Source organism: Lentzea sp. HUAS12 (assembly GCF_024125735.1).
GTDB lineage: Bacteria > Actinomycetota > Actinomycetes > Mycobacteriales > Pseudonocardiaceae > Lentzea > Lentzea albida.
This window is the reverse complement of the sequence record NZ_CP099738.1, coordinates 7,152,926-7,170,954: the sequence shown is the minus strand read 5'-3', so window position 1 is coordinate 7,170,954 and position 18,029 is coordinate 7,152,926. Positions and strand designations below refer to the sequence as shown.

Sequence of the window (18,029 nt, the reverse complement as noted above, 5' to 3'; positions counted from 1 at the left end):
CACTTCATCAGGCCTAACATCCGCGCAACATCGCGTACACGGAGGGCCACCATGCCGTCGGACCACAAGACCGGCTTGCGCTGGAGCAACTGGAACCTGCTGCTGATACTCCCGTTGTTCATGCTCATCACGCCGTGGTTCAACATCGACGAGCCCCGGATCCTCGGGCTGCCGTTCTTCTACTGGTACCAGTTCCTGTTCGTCCCGCTCGGCGTCGCGTGCGTCGGGATCGTCTACGTCAAGACCAAGGACGAGCCCGTGGTCACCGGCAAGCCCGACAAGCTCGGCGTTGACGACCTGGACGAGGGAGCGAACTGATGCAGTGGACCGAGCTGATCGTTTTCAGCGTCCTCTTCCTGCTCGTCACGGTCATGGGCTTCGTGGCCGCGCGGTGGCAGAAGGGCGAGACGCTCGACCACCTCGACGAGTGGGGTCTGGGCGGCCGCAAGTTCGGCAGTTGGATCACGTGGTTCCTGGTCGGCGGTGACCTCTACACCGCCTACACCTTCGTCGCGGTGCCGGCGCTGATGTTCGGCGCGGGCGCGCTCGGCTTCTACGCCCTGCCGTACACGATCATCCTGTACCCGCTGGTGTTCCTGCCGCTGGTGCGGATGTGGTCGGTCAGCCGCGTGCACGGCTACGTCACGCCCGCCGACTTCGTGAAGGGCCGCTACGGCTCGCACTGGCTGGCGCTGATCATCGCGGTCACCGGCATCGTCGCGACCATGCCGTACATCGCGCTGCAGCTCGTCGGCCTCGAAGCGGTGCTGCGGTCCATGGGCCTCAACGGTTCCGGCATCCTCGGCCACCTGCCGCTGTTCATCGCGTTCCTGATCCTCGCGCTCTACACCTACCAGTCGGGTCTGCGGGCGCCGGCGCTGATCGCGTTCGTCAAGGACATCCTGATCTACCTGGTGATCCTGGTCGCGATCATCTACCTGCCCTCGAAGTTCGGCGGCTGGGGCGAGATCTTCAACGACGCGCAGGCCAAGTTCGACGCCACGCCGAGCAAGGCCGACGGCATCCTGCTGACCGGCACGAACCAGCTGCAGTACGCCACGCTGGCTCTCGGTTCCGCACTGGCGCTGTTCCTCTACCCGCACTCGCTGACCGGCATCCTCGCGAGCCGCGGCCGCAACGTCATCAAGCGCAACATGGTCGCGCTCCCGGCGTACTCGCTGCTGCTGGGTCTGCTGGCGCTGCTCGGTTTCGTGGCGATCAGCGCGGGCACCAAGCCGATCGTCAACCAGGCCACCGGCCGTCCCGACACCAACACGATCGTCCCGGAGCTCTTCGGCGCGAACTTCCCGTCGTGGTTCGCGGGCATCGCGTTCGCGGCCATCGGCATCGGCGCGCTGGTGCCGGCGGCGATCATGTCCATCGCGGCGGCGAACCTGTGGACGCGCAACGTCTACAAGGAGTACGTGAAGAAGGACGCCACCCCGGCGGAGGAGGCCAAGCAGGCCAAGCTCGCCTCCCTGGTGGTGAAGTTCGGCGCCGTCGCGTTCATCGTGTTCGTCGACCCGCAGTTCTCCATCGACCTGCAGCTCATCGGCGGCGTCATGATCCTGCAGACGCTCCCGGCGGTCGCGATCGCGCTCTACACGCGCTGGTTCCACGTGTACGGCCTGATCGCCGGCTGGGTCGCGGGCATGGGCTACGGCATGTGGCTGCTCTACAACATCGGCAACCCGGCCGTGGGCAAGGCGCACTTCGCCGGTTCCGCGCTGCCGCTCGGCAACATCTCGATCTTCGGGTGGCACCCGTTCGGCGCCTCGACGACGCAGATCTACGTCGGCATCGTCGCGTTGCTGGTCAACCTGGTCGTCGCGGTGATCGTCACGCTGATCGCGAAGAAGGCCAAGTCCCCCAACGGCGTCGACCACACCGACCCGTCGGACTACCACGTCGACGAGGACAACCCGCGGGTCAAGCCCGTGGCTGCGCACTGAGACGCAGTCGGCAACACTATGGGCCACCCGTCGGTTACGGCGGGTGGCCCTTTGCGTCGAGGATCGTCTACGTGAAAACCATCGCCGGACTGGTCGGACTGACCGCTCTCGCCGTCACCCTGAGCCCTGCCGTCGCGCACGCGCAGGACGCCGACTGCTACGACACCACCGCCGCACTGACCGTCGAGGAGCAGCGGCTCGACGACGTGCTCGTCGTCGGCGGTCCCGCCGTCGGCCCGTCGCTCGTGAAGCTGGCCGGGTTCGACGGCCGCGTCACGGACTTCACCGCGAAGCTGTGCCGCCAGGTCCTGCCGAGGCAGGCGCAGCAGTTCGTCGAACGCGAGGGCAACGCGCTGTGGAAGGCCGCCGTCGCCCGTGCGCAGAGCACAACACCTCAGGCGCACGACGCCTACGACGACCGCCCGCTCTACTGGGCTCGGCTGCAGCTCAGTTCCGCGCTGCGCCAGTGGAAGCCGCGCTTCACCCTGTCACCCCACGACCGCGCGACGCTCATCCAGAAGTTCGACTGGGCGTCCCGCGGTCTGAGCGACGCCAAGTTCCCCGCGAGGCCCGGCGTGCGCAAGATCGCGGTCACCGGCTTCGACCCGTTCCAGCTGACCGGCGTGAACGTGCGGCGCGCGAACCCGGCCGGCGCGGCGGCGTTGCAACTCGACGGCCGTGAGATCGACACGCCCACCGGCAAGGTCGTGCTGCAGGCCGCGGTGCTCCCGGTGCTGTGGGGCGCGTTCGACGAGGGTGTCGTCGAGCAGTTCTACGGAACGGCGTTGCAGCAGAAGCCCGACGCGTTCGTGACGATCAGCCAGGGCAGGCCCGGCCGCTTCGACGTCGAGCGGTGGGCGGCGCGCTGGCGCGGTGGCTTCGCGGACAACAACAACGTCGGCTCCTACGGCAGCGTCCCGAACGCTCCGGGCTGGCCGCAGCCGACGAACGAGTTCATCGAGACCTCGCTGCCGTTCCAGAAGATGATCGACGCCGGCACCGGCCCGTTCGCCGTGAACTACAACCTGGCCTTCTGCGAGTGGGTCGTCGTCGGCTCGCAGCAGTCGTGCCGCACGGACCAGCCGACTCCGGGCAGGGTCGCGGCGTCCGGAGGCGGCGGTGACTACCTCTCCAACGAGAGCATGTACCGGGCCAACAGGCTGCGGATCGGTTACGGCGCAACGAACGTCCTCGGCGGACACCTCCACACGCCGGTGCTCGGGCAGCCCGCCGATCCGGCCGCGCTGACCGACGCCGCGTTCGAAAAGCAGCGTCGGGACATCGCCGATCAAGTGAAGGCCCTAGTCTCTGTGGTGTGACTCGTGTGCGGCTGGCGGTGGCAATTGTCCTGAGCGCGCTGACGCTGTCCGCGTGCGCGATCCAGGTGGGAGGGCAGGCGGTCCCGGGACCGATGCCGTCCACGGCCTCCGCCTCCGCGCCCACGCTGCCGAAAGCGGGGCAGTGCATGAACGCCTACGAGCTGAAGGTGCTGCAGTGCACCGACTCGCACGAGGCCGAGGTCATGAGCGTCGGTGAGATGACCGGCCTGCCGTCGGCCTACCCGGACACGCAGGTGCTCCGCAAGGCCGCGCTGCCGCCGTGCCGCCAGACGCTCAGCGAGTACCTGGGCAGCGGCGACGCGGACTCGACGCGCCTGCGGGTCTGGGCGTTCTGGCCGAACGAGCAGGGCTGGAAGGACGGCCAGCGCTGGCGCCTGTGCACCGTCGTGGAGATCAGCCCCGACGAGAAGCCGCTGGCGCGCAAGGGATCCGTCAAGGAGATCCTGAAGGGCAACGGCTTCAGCACGTTCCAGACCTGCACCCAGGGCTCGCCGTCGAAGGACCAGGAGGTCAAGGTCGTCGCGTGCAACACCGCGCACCTGGCCGAGGCCGTGCCCGCCGGTGTCGTGTCGCTCGGCAAGTCGTCCGACCCCGCTCCGTCCAAGGAGCAGATGAACTCCATCGCGAACGAGAAGTGCACCAAGGCCGTGCACGACTACCTGGGGTCGAGCAAGCGCACGGACGTGTTCCCGGCGTGGCGCAACCCCGGTTCGCAGGCCTGGTCAGAGGGTTGGACCAACGCCGTCTGCTACGCGGAGGCCACCAAGGTCTTCAACGGGACCCTCCTCGGCATCCGGGACAACCCGCTCCCGAACTGATCCGGCGATCACGACCATCAGCACGGCGGCCAGGGACAGCACCAACATCGCAATTCCCGCGATACCCACGGCACACCTCCCTTTCCGCCTCGGTTGACGATCTTTGTGACCGCCATCACATACCTAAGACGTTCCCGGAAGGGGCCAGGTTCATTCCTGGTGCAAGACCGTTTTCACGACCTATGGAGAAGTCCCCAGGCTTGTCCACAGCTATCCACAACATGTGCACAACCCCGTCCACAGGTGTGGACAACTTCGTCCCAAGTGGACGATGAGCTGCGCTGATTCAGAGAAAATTGCTGCACAGGACCACGCCGGCCACCACGCCGATCGCTAAACCGACGACGAACACGAGCGTGTAGCGCCACCACGGCGTGCGGGTCGGCTCGGCGGGTGGTGGCACCGGGTAGTAGCGCACGATGCCCGTCGTCGGGCCGACCTCCACATCGCGCGTCGAACCGTCGTAGTTCAGCCCGCCGAGGAAGTCGTCCTGCTTCACACGACTAGTAGTACCCCAAAAAGAAGCCCCACCGGTCGCCGTTGACCGATGGGGCTCCTGCGAACACCCGGGAACTAGCCCAGGCGCTGCTTCAGGGCGGCCAGCTCGTCGCGGAGCGTGGTCGGGACCTTCTCGCCGATCTTGGCGAACCACTCCTCGACCAGCGGGATCTCGGCACGCCACTCGTCGGCGTCGAACGCCAGCGAGGCCTCGATGTCCTCACGCGACGCGTCCAGGCCCTCGAGGTCCAGGTCGTCGGCGGTCGGCACGTACCCGATCGGCGTCTCCTGCGCGGCGGCCTTGCCCTCGAGGCGCTCGATGGCCCACTTCAGCACGCGCGAGTTCTCGCCGAACCCGGGCCACAGGAAGCGCTTGTCCTCGCCGCGGCGGAACCAGTTGACGTAGAAGATCTTCGGCAGCTTGTCGGCGTCGGCGCGCTTGCCGAGGTCGACCCAGTGCTGGAAGTAGTCGCCGGCGTTGTAGCCGATGAACGGCAGCATCGCCATCGGGTCGCGACGGACGACGCCGGTCTTGCCGACCGCGGCGGCCGTGGTCTCCGACGACAGCGTGGCGCCCATGTAGGTGCCGTGCTGCCAGTCGCGCGACTCGGTGACCAGCGGGATCGTCGTGGCGCGACGGCCGCCGAAGAAGATCGCGCTGATCGGCACGCCCTTCGGGTCGTCCCACTCGGGCGCCTTGATGTCGCACTGCTCGATCGGCGTGCAGTAACGGGAGTTCGGGTGCGAGGAGAGCTCCTCGCTGTCCGGCGTCCAGTCCTGGTGCTTCCACGAGGTGAGGTGGGCCGGGGGCTCGCCCATGCCCTCCCACCAGATGTCGCCGTCGTCGGTCAGCGCGACGTTCGTGAACAGCGAGTTGCCCTTGGCGATGGTGCGCATCGCGTTCGGGTTGGTGTGGTAGTCGGTGCCGGGCGCGACGCCGAAGAAGCCGTTCTCCGGGTTCACCGCGTACAGGCGGCCGTCCTCACCGAAGCGCATCCAGGCGATGTCGTCGCCGAGCGTCTCGACCTTCCAGCCGGGGATGGTCGGCTCCAGCATGGCGAGGTTCGTCTTGCCGCAGGCCGACGGGAACGCGGCGGCGATGTAGTACGCCTTGTTCTCCGGCGAGGTGAGCTTGAGGATCAGCATGTGCTCGGCGAGCCAACCCTCGTCACGCGCCATCACGGACGCGATGCGCAGCGAGTAGCACTTCTTGCCGAGCAGGGCGTTGCCGCCGTAGCCGGAGCCGAAGCTCCAGATCTCGCGGGTCTCCGGGAAGTGCGAGATGTACTTGGTCTCGTTGCACGGCCACTGCACGTCTTCCTGGCCGGGCTCGAGCGGAGCGCCGAGGGAGTGCAGCGCCGGCACGAAGTCCGCGTCGTCACCGAAGACCGCGAGGGCCTTGGTGCCCATGCGGGTCATGATGTGCATGGAGACGACGACGTACTCCGAGTCGGTGATCTCCACACCGAGCATCGGCTTCTCCGCGTCGAGCGGGCCCATGCAGAACGGGATGACGTACATCGTGCGGCCACGCATGCAGCCCCGGTAGAGCTCGGTCATGATGGCCTTCATCTCGGAAGGGTCCATCCAGTTGTTCGTCGCGCCCGAGTCCTCCTCGCGCACCGAACAGATGTACGTGCGCTCCTCGACCCTGGCCACGTCGCTGGGGTCCGAGGCGGCCCAGAACGAGTTCTGCTTCTTCTTGAGCGGCACGAACGTGCCGGCGTCCACGAGCTTCTTGGTGAGGCGGTCCCATTCGCCCTGGGACCCGTCGGCCCAAACAACCTCGTCGGGGCAGGTCAGCTCAGCGACTTCCTGAACCCATGCGAGCAAGCGCGCGTGGTTGGTAGGTGCCTGTTCGAGACCGGGAATGGTCACTGCCGTCATCTCGTCTCGTCTCCTGACTGAACGCCTCGGCAACCCGAGCACGTGGTGGTCCGGTGCAGGACTTCGTCGTCCTCGGGAATAGCTCCAGACGCCCGGTGGGGCCGGGCGTGCGTGGAAGGGGATGGACCGAGGTTAGCCCGGTGAATGGCAGGTAAAGCACCCCCAGCCTGTCGGTTCCCTCACAAAACCGATTCTGGAATCGATTCAGCACTCGGACGGCGTTAAGCGCCCGTGGCGGTGGGAAAAACACAAGAGGCCCCGGTGCGGTTCTCACCACACCGGGGCCTGTGACCTGCGCTTCAGTTAACGGTTCAGTTCGGGCTGATCCACTGCCCCGTTGTGGAATCGATTCGGACGACGCCGTCGAAGCGTTCTTCCTCGAGCCACTCGTCCGAGTCGTCCAGAATGCCGCTCTTCGAGTCGGTCACGTACCGGCCGTCGGACTCGATGTGGCCGTGCTCGACCTCCACCCAGTCGTCACCTCGGTGTTCCGACATCGTGACCTCGCCGGACCGCGTGATCTCGGTCGCCACGTCGGCCTTGCCGTCACCGTTCTTGTCGGTGAACAACCACGTGTCGCCGTCGTCGTCGCGGACGACAACGGTGTCAGCCTTGCCGTCCCCGTCGGTGTCCTCGGTGGCCGGACCGACCTTTCGCTCCCCGTCGTCGGTCTCCACGACAATCGCCTGTTTGGAAGTCGAATTCGTCTTTTCGTGCTGCGAGTCGTTGGGGTCGACGGCCACCCACTCACCGGAATTCTCCTCGAACCGCGCCTGGCTCAGGAGATTGCCGTCCTTGTCGAACGTGCTCATCAGATCGGCGTCGCCGTCGCCGTTCGTGTCGGTGAACGCGAGATGACCGCCGTCATCGGTCTCGACCACGGCGGAGTCGTTCACGCCGTCCTGGTCGAGGTCGAAGGTGACGTCGGCGGTGTACTCCTCGTCCTCGACGGTCACCTTCAGCTCGGCGTCGGCCGCACCGTTCTCGTCGATGTACACCGGGACACACCTCCATACCTGCTCATGTACCGGTATGACCCACGTTATGCCGGTTTGGTTCCGCCGCCAACCGTGTGCGCCGGTCCGGATGACCTTCGGCGGTGTCAGGCGCGGTCGCGCACGGACCTGATCCGGCCCAGCAGCTCCTCGGCCTTCGACAGCCCCGACTCCACCTCGGCCAGCTGACGGGTGGCGGCCTGCAGCTCGCGCCCCCGCTCCCCGGCCTCCATCCGCAACGCCCGGTCGACCTCCCGCAGCTCCGCCTCGATGGCCTCGATGCGCTTGGCCAGGGCCTCGTCCAACGCCAGCGACAGGGCCTGCTCCGCCTCGATCAGCTGCTCGGCGGCCAGTTGGTCCACAGTGGAGCGGGCGTCCGCGATGGCGTCGGAGAGCCACTGCTTGACGTGCTGCTTCTCCGCGGTGTGGGTGCGGGTGCGGGCCATCCACCAGCCGGCGCCGAGGCCCAGGGCGATCGTGACGGGCAGGACGATCGGGTTCAGGACCGCTATGCCGAGGCCGGCGAGTGGCATGACGGCGAGCTTGCCCGCGCCCAGGCCGCCCGAGACGCCCATGAACACCAGCAGCTTGTCCTCGGCCGTCGGTGGGCGCTTCTCCTTGGGGCGCAACACGACCGGCGGGTGCTCGCCTCGGGCGAACTGGCCTCGGATCAGGGTGAGTTCCTCGGGCGAGAACAACGTGGCGAGCACGGCGTCGGTCACCTGGGACAGGCGGACGGACAGGGCTGTGGAGATCCGGCTGGACACGACCTGCAGGGCCGTGTCGACCTGGCCCGGCAACGCCGCCAGGGCCGTGCGGTCGGCCGCGTCGATGGCCTGGCGGTACCAGGTCTGCAGGTCGCGCATCTGGCGGGAGATCTCGTGCGAGTTCTCGATGCGGGCCCGTTGGACCTCGCCGCGCAGGCGGACCTGCCAGCCCCGCGTCGAGGAACGGCGTTCGGTCTGGAGTTCTTCGCGGCGGGCGCGGAGCACTGCAGCTTCGTCTTCGCCTACGGAGAGAGCGCGCTTCTCGTGTTCCAGGCGTACTACGAGCTCTGCCAGGACTGTGGTGAGTGCGCGGAGGGCGTTGGCCTCGGCGAGCATGCCGGCCCGGCCGGTGACCAGTTCCTGCAACGAGGTCTGCAGCGCGGAGATGCCGGAGCGTTCGCGCAGCATCGAGGCGGCGTCCGGGTTCGGGGCCTGGGCGGCCATGCCGAACATGCGCGAGGAGACCGGGTACCAGGTGGCGTCGGCGAAGCGGGGGGCGTGCTCGGCGAGCAGGGCGCGGTTCGCGTCGAGGACCTGGCGCCAGCCGCGGTACTGGTCGGTCTTGGTGAGGGCGAAGACGACGGTCTCGACGCGGTCGCCGACGCGCTTCAGGAAGTCCAGCTCGCCTCGGGTGAAGGGGGACGAGGCGTCGACCACGAAGACCAGGGCGGTCGCCGAGGTGACGGCCTCCAGGGCCAGTTCGCCGTGCACCGACTCCAGGCCGCCCACGCCGGGGGTGTCCACGACGGACATCCGTTCCAGCAACGGGATCGGGGCGTCGACCTCGACGTAGCGCGGGGGGAGTTCGCCCTCGGGCAGGTCGTGGGCGGCGGAGACCCAGTTGATCAGCGCGGGCAGCGGGAACGAGACGGGTGCGAGCAGGCCGGGGTAGCAGGCGCGCGCAGCCCACGACGGGCCGTGCTGGAAGACGAGGTACGTCGAGGTGGCGACGTCCGCGTCCACCGGGGACAGACCTGGGGTGGCCAGCAGGGCGTTGACCAGCGACGACTTGCCGCGGTTCGTCTCGCCGACGATCACGACGGAAGACACCTCGGGCGTCGCGCTCCGCGTCACCCAGTCGGCCATCGACGGGTCCAGCTCGCGCACGAGAGAGGTGAGGCGCTCACGCGTCTGCCGGACTGTCTGCGAGAGGTTGCTCATCGGGCCGTGTAGACCGTCACGATCGGAGCGCGCAGAACGCGGCCGCGGTCGCAGAAGCCTGGGACCTCGGTCTCGGCGACCAGGCCCTGCAACGACAGGTCGTCCGTCGGGACGGCGCCGCCGGCCTCGTGCCGTGACGGGTCGAAGCGCTCACCGTCGGCCCGCATCGCCACGACGCCTATGGACGACAGGCCTTCCTCGATGCGTTCGACCACGCCCGCACTGGCGCGGTCCAGCGCGTACAGGCACAGCTGGACCAGTGCGCGGCGTTCGGCCAGCGCCTGGTCGAGCAGCTCGTCGGCAATGGTCTCCACACCGTCGTCCGACGTCAGATCGGGGTGTTCGGTTCCGTTCACGCTCATCGGTGCCCCCCAGCACGTAGTTGCTGCCAGATGAGGAAATACGCCCGGTGGACGACGTGCGCCACCCGAGCCTGCGCCGGAGTCGCGCCGAAGGAGGCGAACGAACGCCACCACCCGGCTCTCTCCAGGGCGAACGCCGTCAGCTCCGCGACCGGTCTGCCGACCAGGCCGAGGCGGGCGGCGACGTCGGGGGTGCTGCCGACGCGCAGCACCTCGTCCGTCAGGTCGGGCGCGAAGGCGACGGCGCCGGACGAGACGAGTGTCAACGCCTCCAGCAGCCGCAGCTGGTGCGCCTCGGGACGGGCCAGCAGCACCTCGATCGCGTCGTGCACGCGCTGCCGTTCGCCGGGGTCGCCCGCCGCCAGCGACGTGATCGAGGCCAGCGCGGCCGCCGCCTTGATGCCGTCGGCGCGGGCGCGGAAGACCGCGTCGAGACGGCCTCGGACGGCGGCGAACCCGGACGCGTCGAACAGCACGCGCCGCAACGCCCCGGCGGGCAACGCGGGTTCGGCGTCCAGCGCGAGAAGCGCACGGCCGATGCCGTACAGGTCCAGCTTCTCCAGCAACCGGGACCGCACCCCGGCCGCGACGTCGCACTCCCACGACGTGAAGAGGTCACCGGACATCAGCATCATCGTGCGGGTGTCGGGGTCCAGGGCGGCCAGCGCCCGCAGCGCCTCCGCGTCGGCCGAGGTGAACTCGCCGGTCTCCGCGGACTCGGCGAGCAGGCTGATCACCGGCAGGACGTCCGCGACCCGCGGCTTGAGCAGGTCGGCCTGCTTCGCCGCGAGGATCTGCGCGGCCCGCCAGACGTCCCCGTCCGCGCCCTCGACGGTCTCCGGCGCCACGGCGTCGACCTTGTTCAACGCGGCGATGGCGTTGACCGGGCCCGCCTCGCGGGACGCGGTCGCGGCGGTGAAGGCGGCCAGCGTCGACTGGTCGTCCGCGCGCACGCCCTGCGTCACGACGTAGAGGACGGCCTCGGCGCCTGCGACGGCGTTGCTCGACACGGGGTCCAGCAGTTCCTCGGTGCGGGCGACCGACGTCGCGTCCAGCGAACCGAGCCCCGGGGTGTCGATGACGGTGAAGTCACGCAGCACCGCGTTCGTCAGGTACGCCTCGATGTGCGAGACGCCGTCCAGGCCGAGAGAAGCGGGGATCATGCCGTTCGCGTCGAACGGCAGCACCTGGCGCCTGCCGTCCCGCAGCACGACTTCGATGCGATCGACCGTGCCGTACTGATAGCGCGTGACGAGCCGTGTGCACTCACCGACATCGGTCGGGGCGACCCGGCGGCCGATCAACGCGTTCACGAGAGTCGACTTGCCGGACTTGATCCGGCCGGCGACGGCGACCTGCAACGGCGCGTGCAGCCGGCGCAGCACTTCCTGGAAACCGGCGGCGGTCCGGGGTGACACTTGTGGTTGCAGGGCAACGCAGAGATTGGCCACCGCCGCGCACAGCGGACCGGCCAACTGTTGTCCCTGCAACGCCGTCACGAGCACTGATCGTGCCACGGTTTGTGCGCGTGCGTGCGCGGGTAGCCACAGCGCATGGGTGACAGCTACGTGACGTTCCTAGTGCTGGGGATCGTCCTGGTCGCGATCGACGGCCAGCTGATCTACCACAGCGGCAAGGGATATCTGAAGCGCGCTGCGTACGACGAAGAGCAGGTCGGCGGCATGATGAAGCTGACGGCCGTGCTGTTCCACCTCGTCGTGCTCGGCCTGTTGGCGCTGGTGTCGATCGTCAACGTCGACACCGGTGATGCGGCGAAGAACGTGGTCGTGAAGCTGGGCATCGTGCTCTTGCTGCTGGCACTGGCTCACGGCGCAACCATGGCGATCCTGGCCAGGATCAGGGATCGCCAGATGCAGCAGCAGCTCGCGGACCAGATGGCCGAGGAGCACCGGATCTACGAAGAGCGCCAGGAAGAACGTCAGGCGCACATCGGCGAACCGCGACCCGCACCCAAGATCGAGTCGCCTTACTCACCCAAGTAACGGGCTCGCACGGCGTTCAGTGCCTCCCCCTCACTGGCGCCGAGCGACCGAGCGATGGCGACGAACTCCGCCGCGGCGGCGGAGAGCGGGTCCGGTGCATGTGAAGGCAGGGCGGCCACCACGGTGCCCTGTCTTCGCCCTGTCGTGATCACGCCCGCCACCTCCAGCTCCCGATAGGCCCGCGCGACCGTGCCGGCGGCGAGCCCGAGGTCGGCGGCGAGCTGCCGGATGGTCGGCAACCGCGACCCGACCGGCAGCACCCCGGCGCTGATCAACCGGACGAGCTGGTCGCGGACCTGGCGCCAGGGCGCGACACCGTTCTCGACATCGACGACGATGCGGGGAGCCGTCACCAGGCGATCTTCTTGGACACGACGTTCGTGTTGGCCATCATGACCCACGCGAAGACGCCCAGGAACAGGTAGCCACCGCCGATCAGCGCGCAGATCATGGCCGCGCCGATGCCCGCCGACACGTGCACGCTGCGGGTGCGGAGCACCCGGTCCACCTCCTCGTCACCATCCACCGGACGGGCGACGGCCGCCCAGATGACCGTCGCGACCGCGGCCACGGACACCACGAAGACGGGCAGCTGGGTGATCTGCAGGTTCACGACGAACCAGACCAGCCCGAACAGCACGACCACCGCGTACGCGCCCAGCACGTACTGCGAGGCGATGTCGAACAGGCCGCGCGGGGCGAGCGAGGCCGACCGCTGACGGCCTTCGCGCGGCAACGCCAGCGCGATGAGCTCGGCGAGCAACGTGCCCCCGAGCACGATCGCCGCGAGCGACCCCAGACCGCGACCGCTGGCGAACGGCACGAACGACAGACCGACGAACAGCAGCGGGTAGAGCAACCGCCGCCGCTTCAGGTACCGGACCGCGTCGTCGACCTGCGCGGGCGTCGGGTCGGACACCTTCCAGCTCCTGAGCAGGCGCCTGCCGGTCGACTGCGTCGGCCACAGGACGACCAGCAGGACCAGACCGATGCCGGCCGACATCAGGACGTCGTACATGGCGAACCCCCGAACTTTGTATCAACCCCTCGACACAATAACTCACACTGAAGTCGTACGGAGCGTCAACCCGTGGCGCGACGCGCGGAAGTTCGATCCGAACCTAATCTTGTCCGGTGCGGCGGTTCAGCCTGTGGATGAAGTCTCATCCGGCGTTCGGGGACTCCCTGATCGCCGGATTTCTGCTGATCTTCGACCTGGGCTTCGCGGTCACCGGGATCGACAGGGGCGTGTCCTTCTCGGCCTTCCTCGCCGTGACGCTGCTGATGCTCGGCCCGCTGCCGTTCCGGCGCCACCACCCGCTGGGCGCGAGCTACCTGATCCTCGGGGGCGCGTTCCTCCAGCTGTTCACGCACGGCGGCACCGACGGCGGCATACCGGTGCGGATGTCCGACTTCGCGCTGGCCGTGGCGCTGTACACGCTCGTCGCCTACACGAACCGCAAGACGGCGCTGATCTACACGGGGTGGCTGCTCGCGGGCACGTTCCTGTGGGCGGTCTTCCAGGTCGGCGACATCGAGGCAGTGTTCCTGGTGTTCCTGATCCTCGTGATCTTCGGCTTCAGCTGGGCCATGGGCGAGTTCGTCGGCGCCCGCCGCGCCTACCAGGGCGAGTTGGAACAACGCCTGCTGCTGCTGGAGACCGAGCGCGACCAGCAGGCGAGGATCGCCGTGGGCGAGGAGCGGTCGCGGATCGCCCGCGAACTGCACGACGTCGTCGCCCACGCGGTGAGCGTGATGATCGTCCACGCCGACGGCGCCGCGTACACGATAAGGAGTCAGCCGGAGGTGGCCGAGAACGCGGTCCGCACGATCGCCGACACCGGCCGGCTGGCCCTGACGGAGATGCGCCGGCTGCTCGGCGTGCTGCGCAGCGAGGACGCCGAGACGCAGTGGGCTCCCCAGCCGGACGCACGGGGTGTGGTCGAGCTGGCCGAGAACACCCGCGCGGCCGGGGTGCCGGTGCGCCTCGAGATCACCGGTGACGTGGACGACCTGCCCGTGGGCGTCGGGTTGAGCGTCTACCGGATCGTGCAGGAAGCGCTCACCAACGTGATCAAGCACGCCGGCGCGGACACGACCGCCATGGTGCGGCTGGCCCGCACGCCGGAGGAACTGCGCCTGGAGGTGACCGACGACGGTTTCGGCACACCGCACGACGTCGTCAAGGTCTCCGGCGGCAACGGACTGATCGGCATGAGGGAAAGGGCTGCGGTGCTGGGCGGCGAGTTCGAGGCGGGCCCCAACCCCGGTGGGGGCTGGCGCGTCCGCGCGATCTTCCCGCTGGCCGCATAGGGTGATCGAGTGATTCGGGTGCTGCTGGTCGACGACCAGGAACTCATGCGCATGGGCTTCCGCATGGTGCTGGGTGCGCAGGAGGACATCGACGTGATCGGCGAGGCGGCCGACGGCCTCGACGCCGTGCAGATGGCCGACAAGCTGCGCCCTGACGTGGTGCTGATGGACGTCCGCATGCCCGTCATGGACGGCGTGGAGGCCACCAAGCGCATCGCCGAGGCCGACACCGCGAAGGTGCTGGTCATGACGACGTTCGACATGGACGAGTACGCCCTGTCGGCGTTGCGCAACGGCGCCAGCGGCTTCCTGCTGAAGGACACCCCGCCGTCCGACCTCGTGTCGGCGCTGCGCGCGGTGGCCTCCGGCGACGCGGTGGTCTCGCCGTCGGTGACGAAGCGGCTGCTGGGCAGGTTCCTCGGCGACGGCGGCGGTGAGCTGCGGGACGCCTCGGTGCTCGACGTGCTGACCGAGCGCGAACGCGAGGTGCTCGTGCTGATCGCGAAGGGCCTGTCGAACACCGAGATCGCCCGCAAGCTCTTCCTGTCCGAGGCGACGGTGAAGACGCACGTCGGCAGGATCCTCGCGAAGCTGGAGCTGCGAGACCGGGTGCAGGCCGTGGTGCTGGCCTACGAGACCGGTCTCGTCCGCCCCGGTGACGCCTAGCGGTACTTCTCCGGGTCGGCGTCCACGGTCTCGCCGGCCATCCGCGGCTTCACGACCTCGTCCCACCAGCGGCCCCAGTCGGGCTGTGAGCCGTCGAGGTCGGTGAACCCGTACTCGCGCTTGAGCTTCCACGACGAGAGGCACTGGCCCGCGAACCGTTGGCGGTCCTTGTCCGCCGCCAGGTGCGCAAGGCCGCGACCGAGGTAGTGCGGCGTCTCGGACAAGGCGTAGTCCGGCACGTCCTTGATCGCGTCACGCCAGTTCGCCTCGGTGACGCCGAAGCCCTCCAGCATCTGCTCGGACCGCAGGAACCCCGGCGTGGCCGCGAGAGCCGTCACGTTCGGGTGGTCCTTCAGGTCCTTGGCCAGCACCTCGCCGAACCGCCGCACGGTGCTCTTCACCGCGTCGTACGGGAGGTTCACGAAGTACGCCTCACCGTCCTCGCCGTCGGTCACCTCGACCACGAGCCCGTCGTCGGACTTCAGCAGGATCGGCATCAGCTTGTGGATGGCGATCAGGTGCGTCTCGACGCCGTTGCGCCACATGTGCAGCTGCTTGTCGAGGTCGTGCTCCCAGAACTTGCCCCACTCGACGAGGTTCTCGCCGCCCCAGGCGTTGTCGATGAAGATGTCGAGCTTCTCGATGCGCGCCGCCAGAGCGTCCACATCGGACGGTTTCGTCAGGTCGCAGCGGACCGCGATCCCCTTGCCACCCGCGGCGTCCACCAGTTCGGCGGTCTCCTCGATCGTCTCCGACCGCCCGATCTCCGACTGCTGCTCCCGCGTGCTCCGGCCTGCGACGAACACCGTCGCACCTGCCGCGCCCAGTTCGATCGCGATCGCCCTGCCCGCACCGCGCGTGGCGCCGGTGACGACCGCGACCTTCCCGCTCAGATCGGGTTCATTTCTTTGCGACACGACGAGTTCCCCTTCCCTCGCGCCAAGAGAGGACGATCATCTCGTCGCCCTCGGTGGTGAGCTGCACGACCTCGGTGACGTCGAACCGGAACAGGTCGAGCACGTCGGGATTCCACCCCGTGCGGTCGAACAGGTCCTTGAGGTAGTCCGCCTGGTCCGTCCAGAACTCGGCGGTGCCGCTGATCTTGGCGTCCCCCGCCTCCGTCACCGACGCGGTCGTGCTCATGCAGTGCAACGCGAACCTCGGATCGCGTTGCAAGTCCTTCGACTTCAACGAATCGTGCATCATGCCCGCCCAGACCTGCCCCCGCGTGAAGTCCGGTTCCACGCCGCTGATGCGCGGCGAACCGTCTTTTCGCAGCGTCGCGAGCATCGCGTGCCGGTCCGCGGCGAACCGGGCCTCCACGAACGCCGCCATGTCGGGCTGTTCCGCCGCGAACTCCGCCCAGCTAGCCATTTCCGCGCATCCCCTCCAACACCAGATCAACGTCCTCGGCCATGCGCTCCAGCAGGTCACCGCGCGGGCGCACCGACCAGTCCATCGAGATCCCGTACACCAGCGCGGCGAGGACGCGGGCCGCGTTGGGCGGCAGTTCCTCGGCCGCGCACAGGACCTCCAGCTCCTCCTCCAGCGCCGCGTAGTGCTTCGCCAGCAACGCCCGCAGTTCCGGGTCGATCAGGTCGACCCCGAGCTGCGCCAGGTTGTTCGTCGCGACCACCGGGTCGTTGAGGCGGTCGAACCACATCATCAGCGCGGCCCGGACGCTGCCCGCCTCGCGCATCCGCCGCACGACCTCCTCGGTCCCCGCCTTCGTGAGCGCCTGCAGCAGCCCGCTCTTCGACCCGAACCGCTTCGCCACCGCGCCGACCGACACCCCCGCCTCCGCCGCCACGTCCGCGACGGTGAACTCCGGTCCGCGCCGGTCGATGACGGCCGCCACGGCGTTCAGGATCCGTTCGTCGGTGATCGTGCGAGGTCGTGCCACGCAGTTAGTGAACCACAATTCACTAACCTTGGCATAGGGTGGTGACACGTGAGCTGGAGACCGCGCCTGGTAGCGCTGGACATCGACGGAACCCTGACCCCGGTCGGCTCGAACGACATCTCGCCCGCCGTGCAGGCGGCCATCACCCGCGCCACCGACCACGGCGCCCACGTCGTGCTCTGCACCGGTCGCAGCCTCATCGGCATCAGCGAGGTCGCCGCGAAGCTGCCCGCTTCGTACGCCGTGTGCTCGAACGGCGCCGTGTGGTGGGACCCCGCCCTGCGCGAGGTCACCAAGCGCGTCACGTTCGACCCCGGCCCGACCATCAAGACGTTGCAGGCGTTGCTGCCGAACGCGGTGTTCGCGGTGGAGCAGACCGGCGTCGGCAACCTGTCGCTGGGCGAGTTCCTGCCGGGTGACCTGTGGGGCACGACGACACAGGTGACGTTCGAGGAGATCTCCGTGCCGACCTCACGGCTGGTCATGCGCTGGCTCGACCACACTCCGGCCGAGCTGTCGTTCGCCCTGCGGGAGCTGGAACTCCCGGGAGTCGAGTGGTCCGTCGACCACACCGAAGCCTGGCTCACCGCCGTGCCTCTCGACGTCAGCAAGGGCTCGGCGCTGGACGAGCTCAGCACGCGGCTCGGGGTGACCCCGGCGGACGCGCTCGCGATCGGCGACGGGTCCAACGACGTCGAGATGCTGACGTGGGCGGGGCTCGGGGTCGCGATGGGCCAGGCGCCCGCGCACGTGCAGGCGATCGCGGACGAGGTGGCGCCGACCGTGCTGGAGGACGGCGCCGCCCAGGTGCTGAACCGCTTCTTCCCCTAGTCCGAGACGTTCCGGACGGCGACGACCTTGCCGACCTTGACCCGCACGACCATCTCGCCGGGCACGCCGTTGCGCTCGGCGTACTCGTCGGCGCGGTCGTCGCCCATGTAGCGCGCGGCGGTGCGGCCCGCCCAGTACTTGAGCTGCTCGGGGTCCTCGTCGACCACGGCCTGGCCGGTGATCGTCACGAAGTCGAACGGCGGCAGCTCGTTGTCGAAGCACAGGGCCACGCGGCCGTCGCGCAGGATCGACTTGCCCTTGACCGTGTCGCGCGCGGTCAGGAAGACCACGTCGGGGCCGTCGAGGTCCACCCAGACCGGTGCGACGTGCGGCGACCCGTCCTTGCGGGTGACCGCGAGCTTCGCCGTGCGCGCGGGCTTGGCCAGCACGAACTCACGCCACCAGCCGTCGGGAGCTTCCGTGTATCCCATGTGGCTCATTCAACTACGACCGAGGTAGCGCCACACGACGACGGAAGTTGACGCACGCGCAGACCGCAGGCCGATGTGGTGGCACCCCTCGGAGCGGGAAGG

General features: G+C 68.6%; 20 protein-coding genes. 8 read left to right on the top strand and 12 right to left on the bottom strand.

Annotated elements, in window-relative coordinates:
- The first annotated feature begins 51 nt into the window (after positions 1–51).
- The 4 genes from ND450_RS33170 to ND450_RS33155 all read left to right on the top strand — a co-directional run bounded on the left by ND450_RS33170 (position 52) and on the right by ND450_RS33155 (position 4,110).
- Complete coding sequence (locus ND450_RS33170) at positions 52–318, top strand: DUF3311 domain-containing protein (RefSeq protein ID WP_253322275.1); 267 nt, start codon at positions 52–54, stop codon at positions 316–318.
- Entirely contained in the window at positions 318–1,952 is a 1,635-nt protein-coding gene (gene mctP, locus ND450_RS33165; RefSeq protein WP_253322274.1) for a monocarboxylate uptake permease MctP, read from the top strand. Before ND450_RS33170 ends, mctP begins: the two co-directional genes overlap by 1 nt.
- Before the next feature lie 71 nt (positions 1,953–2,023).
- On the top strand, positions 2,024–3,271 hold the full coding sequence (locus ND450_RS33160) for a hypothetical protein (RefSeq protein ID WP_253322273.1): 1,248 nt from the start codon (positions 2,024–2,026) through the stop codon (positions 3,269–3,271).
- Positions 3,268–4,110 (top strand): septum formation family protein, encoded by an 843-nt coding sequence (locus ND450_RS33155; protein WP_253322272.1) that lies wholly within the window; start codon positions 3,268–3,270, stop codon positions 4,108–4,110. The genes ND450_RS33160 and ND450_RS33155 overlap by 4 nt, the downstream gene beginning before the upstream one ends.
- Positions 4,111–4,396: 286 nt before the next feature.
- Here ND450_RS33155 and ND450_RS33150 read toward each other — a convergent pair whose 3' ends face one another.
- The 6 genes from ND450_RS33150 to ND450_RS33125 all read right to left on the bottom strand — a co-directional run bounded on the left by ND450_RS33150 (position 4,397) and on the right by ND450_RS33125 (position 11,279).
- Positions 4,397–4,609: a hypothetical protein gene (locus ND450_RS33150; protein ID WP_253322271.1), complete on the bottom strand. Its 213-nt coding sequence runs from the start codon at positions 4,607–4,609 to the stop codon at positions 4,397–4,399.
- Between the two features lie 74 nt (positions 4,610–4,683).
- A complete protein-coding gene (locus ND450_RS33145) occupies positions 4,684–6,495 on the bottom strand; it encodes a phosphoenolpyruvate carboxykinase (GTP) (RefSeq protein ID WP_089918426.1) in 1,812 nt (603 codons plus the stop codon).
- Between the two features lie 311 nt (positions 6,496–6,806).
- Complete coding sequence (locus ND450_RS33140; protein WP_253322270.1) at positions 6,807–7,493, bottom strand: DUF6802 family protein; 687 nt, start codon at positions 7,491–7,493, stop codon at positions 6,807–6,809.
- Positions 7,494–7,597: 104 nt separating this feature from the next.
- On the bottom strand, positions 7,598–9,418 hold the full coding sequence (locus ND450_RS33135; RefSeq protein WP_253322269.1) for a dynamin family protein: 1,821 nt from the start codon (positions 9,416–9,418) through the stop codon (positions 7,598–7,600).
- Positions 9,415–9,780: a nucleotide exchange factor GrpE gene (gene grpE / locus ND450_RS33130; protein WP_089918417.1), complete on the bottom strand. Its 366-nt coding sequence runs from the start codon at positions 9,778–9,780 to the stop codon at positions 9,415–9,417. The genes ND450_RS33135 and grpE overlap by 4 nt, the downstream gene beginning before the upstream one ends.
- Positions 9,777–11,279, bottom strand: a complete 1,503-nt coding sequence (locus ND450_RS33125; RefSeq protein WP_253328070.1) for a dynamin family protein — start codon at positions 11,277–11,279, stop codon at positions 9,777–9,779. Before ND450_RS33125 ends, grpE begins: the two co-directional genes overlap by 4 nt.
- An 81-nt stretch (positions 11,280–11,360) precedes the next feature.
- Here ND450_RS33125 and ND450_RS33120 point away from each other — a divergent pair, with 81 nt between their 5' ends.
- Positions 11,361–11,783, top strand: a complete 423-nt coding sequence (locus ND450_RS33120) for a hypothetical protein (RefSeq protein WP_253322268.1) — start codon at positions 11,361–11,363, stop codon at positions 11,781–11,783.
- Here ND450_RS33120 and ND450_RS33115 read toward each other — a convergent pair.
- Positions 11,768–12,136 (bottom strand): GntR family transcriptional regulator, encoded by a 369-nt coding sequence (locus ND450_RS33115; RefSeq protein WP_089918413.1) that lies wholly within the window; start codon positions 12,134–12,136, stop codon positions 11,768–11,770. The two genes, ND450_RS33120 and ND450_RS33115, sit on opposite strands and share 16 nt — an antisense overlap.
- Positions 12,133–12,801 (bottom strand): hypothetical protein, encoded by a 669-nt coding sequence (locus ND450_RS33110; protein WP_253322267.1) that lies wholly within the window; start codon positions 12,799–12,801, stop codon positions 12,133–12,135. The genes ND450_RS33115 and ND450_RS33110 overlap by 4 nt, the downstream gene beginning before the upstream one ends.
- 116 nt (positions 12,802–12,917) lie before the next feature.
- Here ND450_RS33110 and ND450_RS33105 point away from each other — a divergent pair, with 116 nt between their 5' ends.
- Complete coding sequence (locus ND450_RS33105) at positions 12,918–14,096, top strand: sensor histidine kinase (protein WP_371927463.1); 1,179 nt, start codon at positions 12,918–12,920, stop codon at positions 14,094–14,096.
- Positions 14,097–14,105: 9 nt separating this feature from the next.
- On the top strand, positions 14,106–14,762 hold the full coding sequence (locus tag ND450_RS33100) for a response regulator transcription factor (protein ID WP_253322266.1): 657 nt from the start codon (positions 14,106–14,108) through the stop codon (positions 14,760–14,762).
- Here ND450_RS33100 and ND450_RS33095 read toward each other — a convergent pair.
- The 3 genes from ND450_RS33095 to ND450_RS33085 are packed head-to-tail and all read right to left on the bottom strand — an operon-like array spanning position 14,759 to position 16,665.
- On the bottom strand, positions 14,759–15,679 hold the full coding sequence (locus ND450_RS33095; RefSeq protein WP_253322265.1) for an SDR family oxidoreductase: 921 nt from the start codon (positions 15,677–15,679) through the stop codon (positions 14,759–14,761). The two genes, ND450_RS33100 and ND450_RS33095, sit on opposite strands and share 4 nt — an antisense overlap.
- Entirely contained in the window at positions 15,663–16,136 is a 474-nt protein-coding gene (locus tag ND450_RS33090) for a pyridoxamine 5'-phosphate oxidase family protein (protein ID WP_253322264.1), read from the bottom strand. Before ND450_RS33090 ends, ND450_RS33095 begins: the two co-directional genes overlap by 17 nt.
- Positions 16,129–16,665: a TetR/AcrR family transcriptional regulator gene (locus tag ND450_RS33085; protein WP_253322263.1), complete on the bottom strand. Its 537-nt coding sequence runs from the start codon at positions 16,663–16,665 to the stop codon at positions 16,129–16,131. Before ND450_RS33085 ends, ND450_RS33090 begins: the two co-directional genes overlap by 8 nt.
- 48 nt (positions 16,666–16,713) lie before the next feature.
- On the opposite strand from ND450_RS33085, the gene ND450_RS33080 reads away from it, so the two are divergent.
- On the top strand, positions 16,714–17,496 hold the full coding sequence (locus tag ND450_RS33080) for an HAD family hydrolase (RefSeq protein WP_253322262.1): 783 nt from the start codon (positions 16,714–16,716) through the stop codon (positions 17,494–17,496).
- Here the strand turns inward: ND450_RS33080 and ND450_RS33075 are convergent.
- Entirely contained in the window at positions 17,493–17,927 is a 435-nt protein-coding gene (locus tag ND450_RS33075) for a PPOX class F420-dependent oxidoreductase (protein WP_253322261.1), read from the bottom strand. The genes ND450_RS33080 and ND450_RS33075 overlap by 4 nt on opposite strands.
- Positions 17,928–18,029 lie beyond the last annotated feature (102 nt).

Coding starts and splice junctions, on each gene's coding strand:
- ND450_RS33170 (WP_253322275.1), top strand. CDS start 52: ATGCCGTCGGACCACAAGACCGGCTTGCGCTGGAGCAACTGGAACCTG.
- mctP (WP_253322274.1), top strand. CDS start 318: ATGCAGTGGACCGAGCTGATCGTTTTCAGCGTCCTCTTCCTGCTCGTC.
- ND450_RS33145 (WP_089918426.1), bottom strand. CDS start 6,495: ATGACGGCAGTGACCATTCCCGGTCTCGAACAGGCACCTACCAACCAC.
- ND450_RS33135 (WP_253322269.1), bottom strand. CDS start 9,418: ATGAGCAACCTCTCGCAGACAGTCCGGCAGACGCGTGAGCGCCTCACC.
- grpE (WP_089918417.1), bottom strand. CDS start 9,780: ATGAGCGTGAACGGAACCGAACACCCCGATCTGACGTCGGACGACGGT.
- ND450_RS33110 (WP_253322267.1), bottom strand. CDS start 12,801: ATGTACGACGTCCTGATGTCGGCCGGCATCGGTCTGGTCCTGCTGGTC.
- ND450_RS33090 (WP_253322264.1), bottom strand. CDS start 16,136: ATGGCTAGCTGGGCGGAGTTCGCGGCGGAACAGCCCGACATGGCGGCG.
- ND450_RS33075 (WP_253322261.1), bottom strand. CDS start 17,927: ATGGGATACACGGAAGCTCCCGACGGCTGGTGGCGTGAGTTCGTGCTG.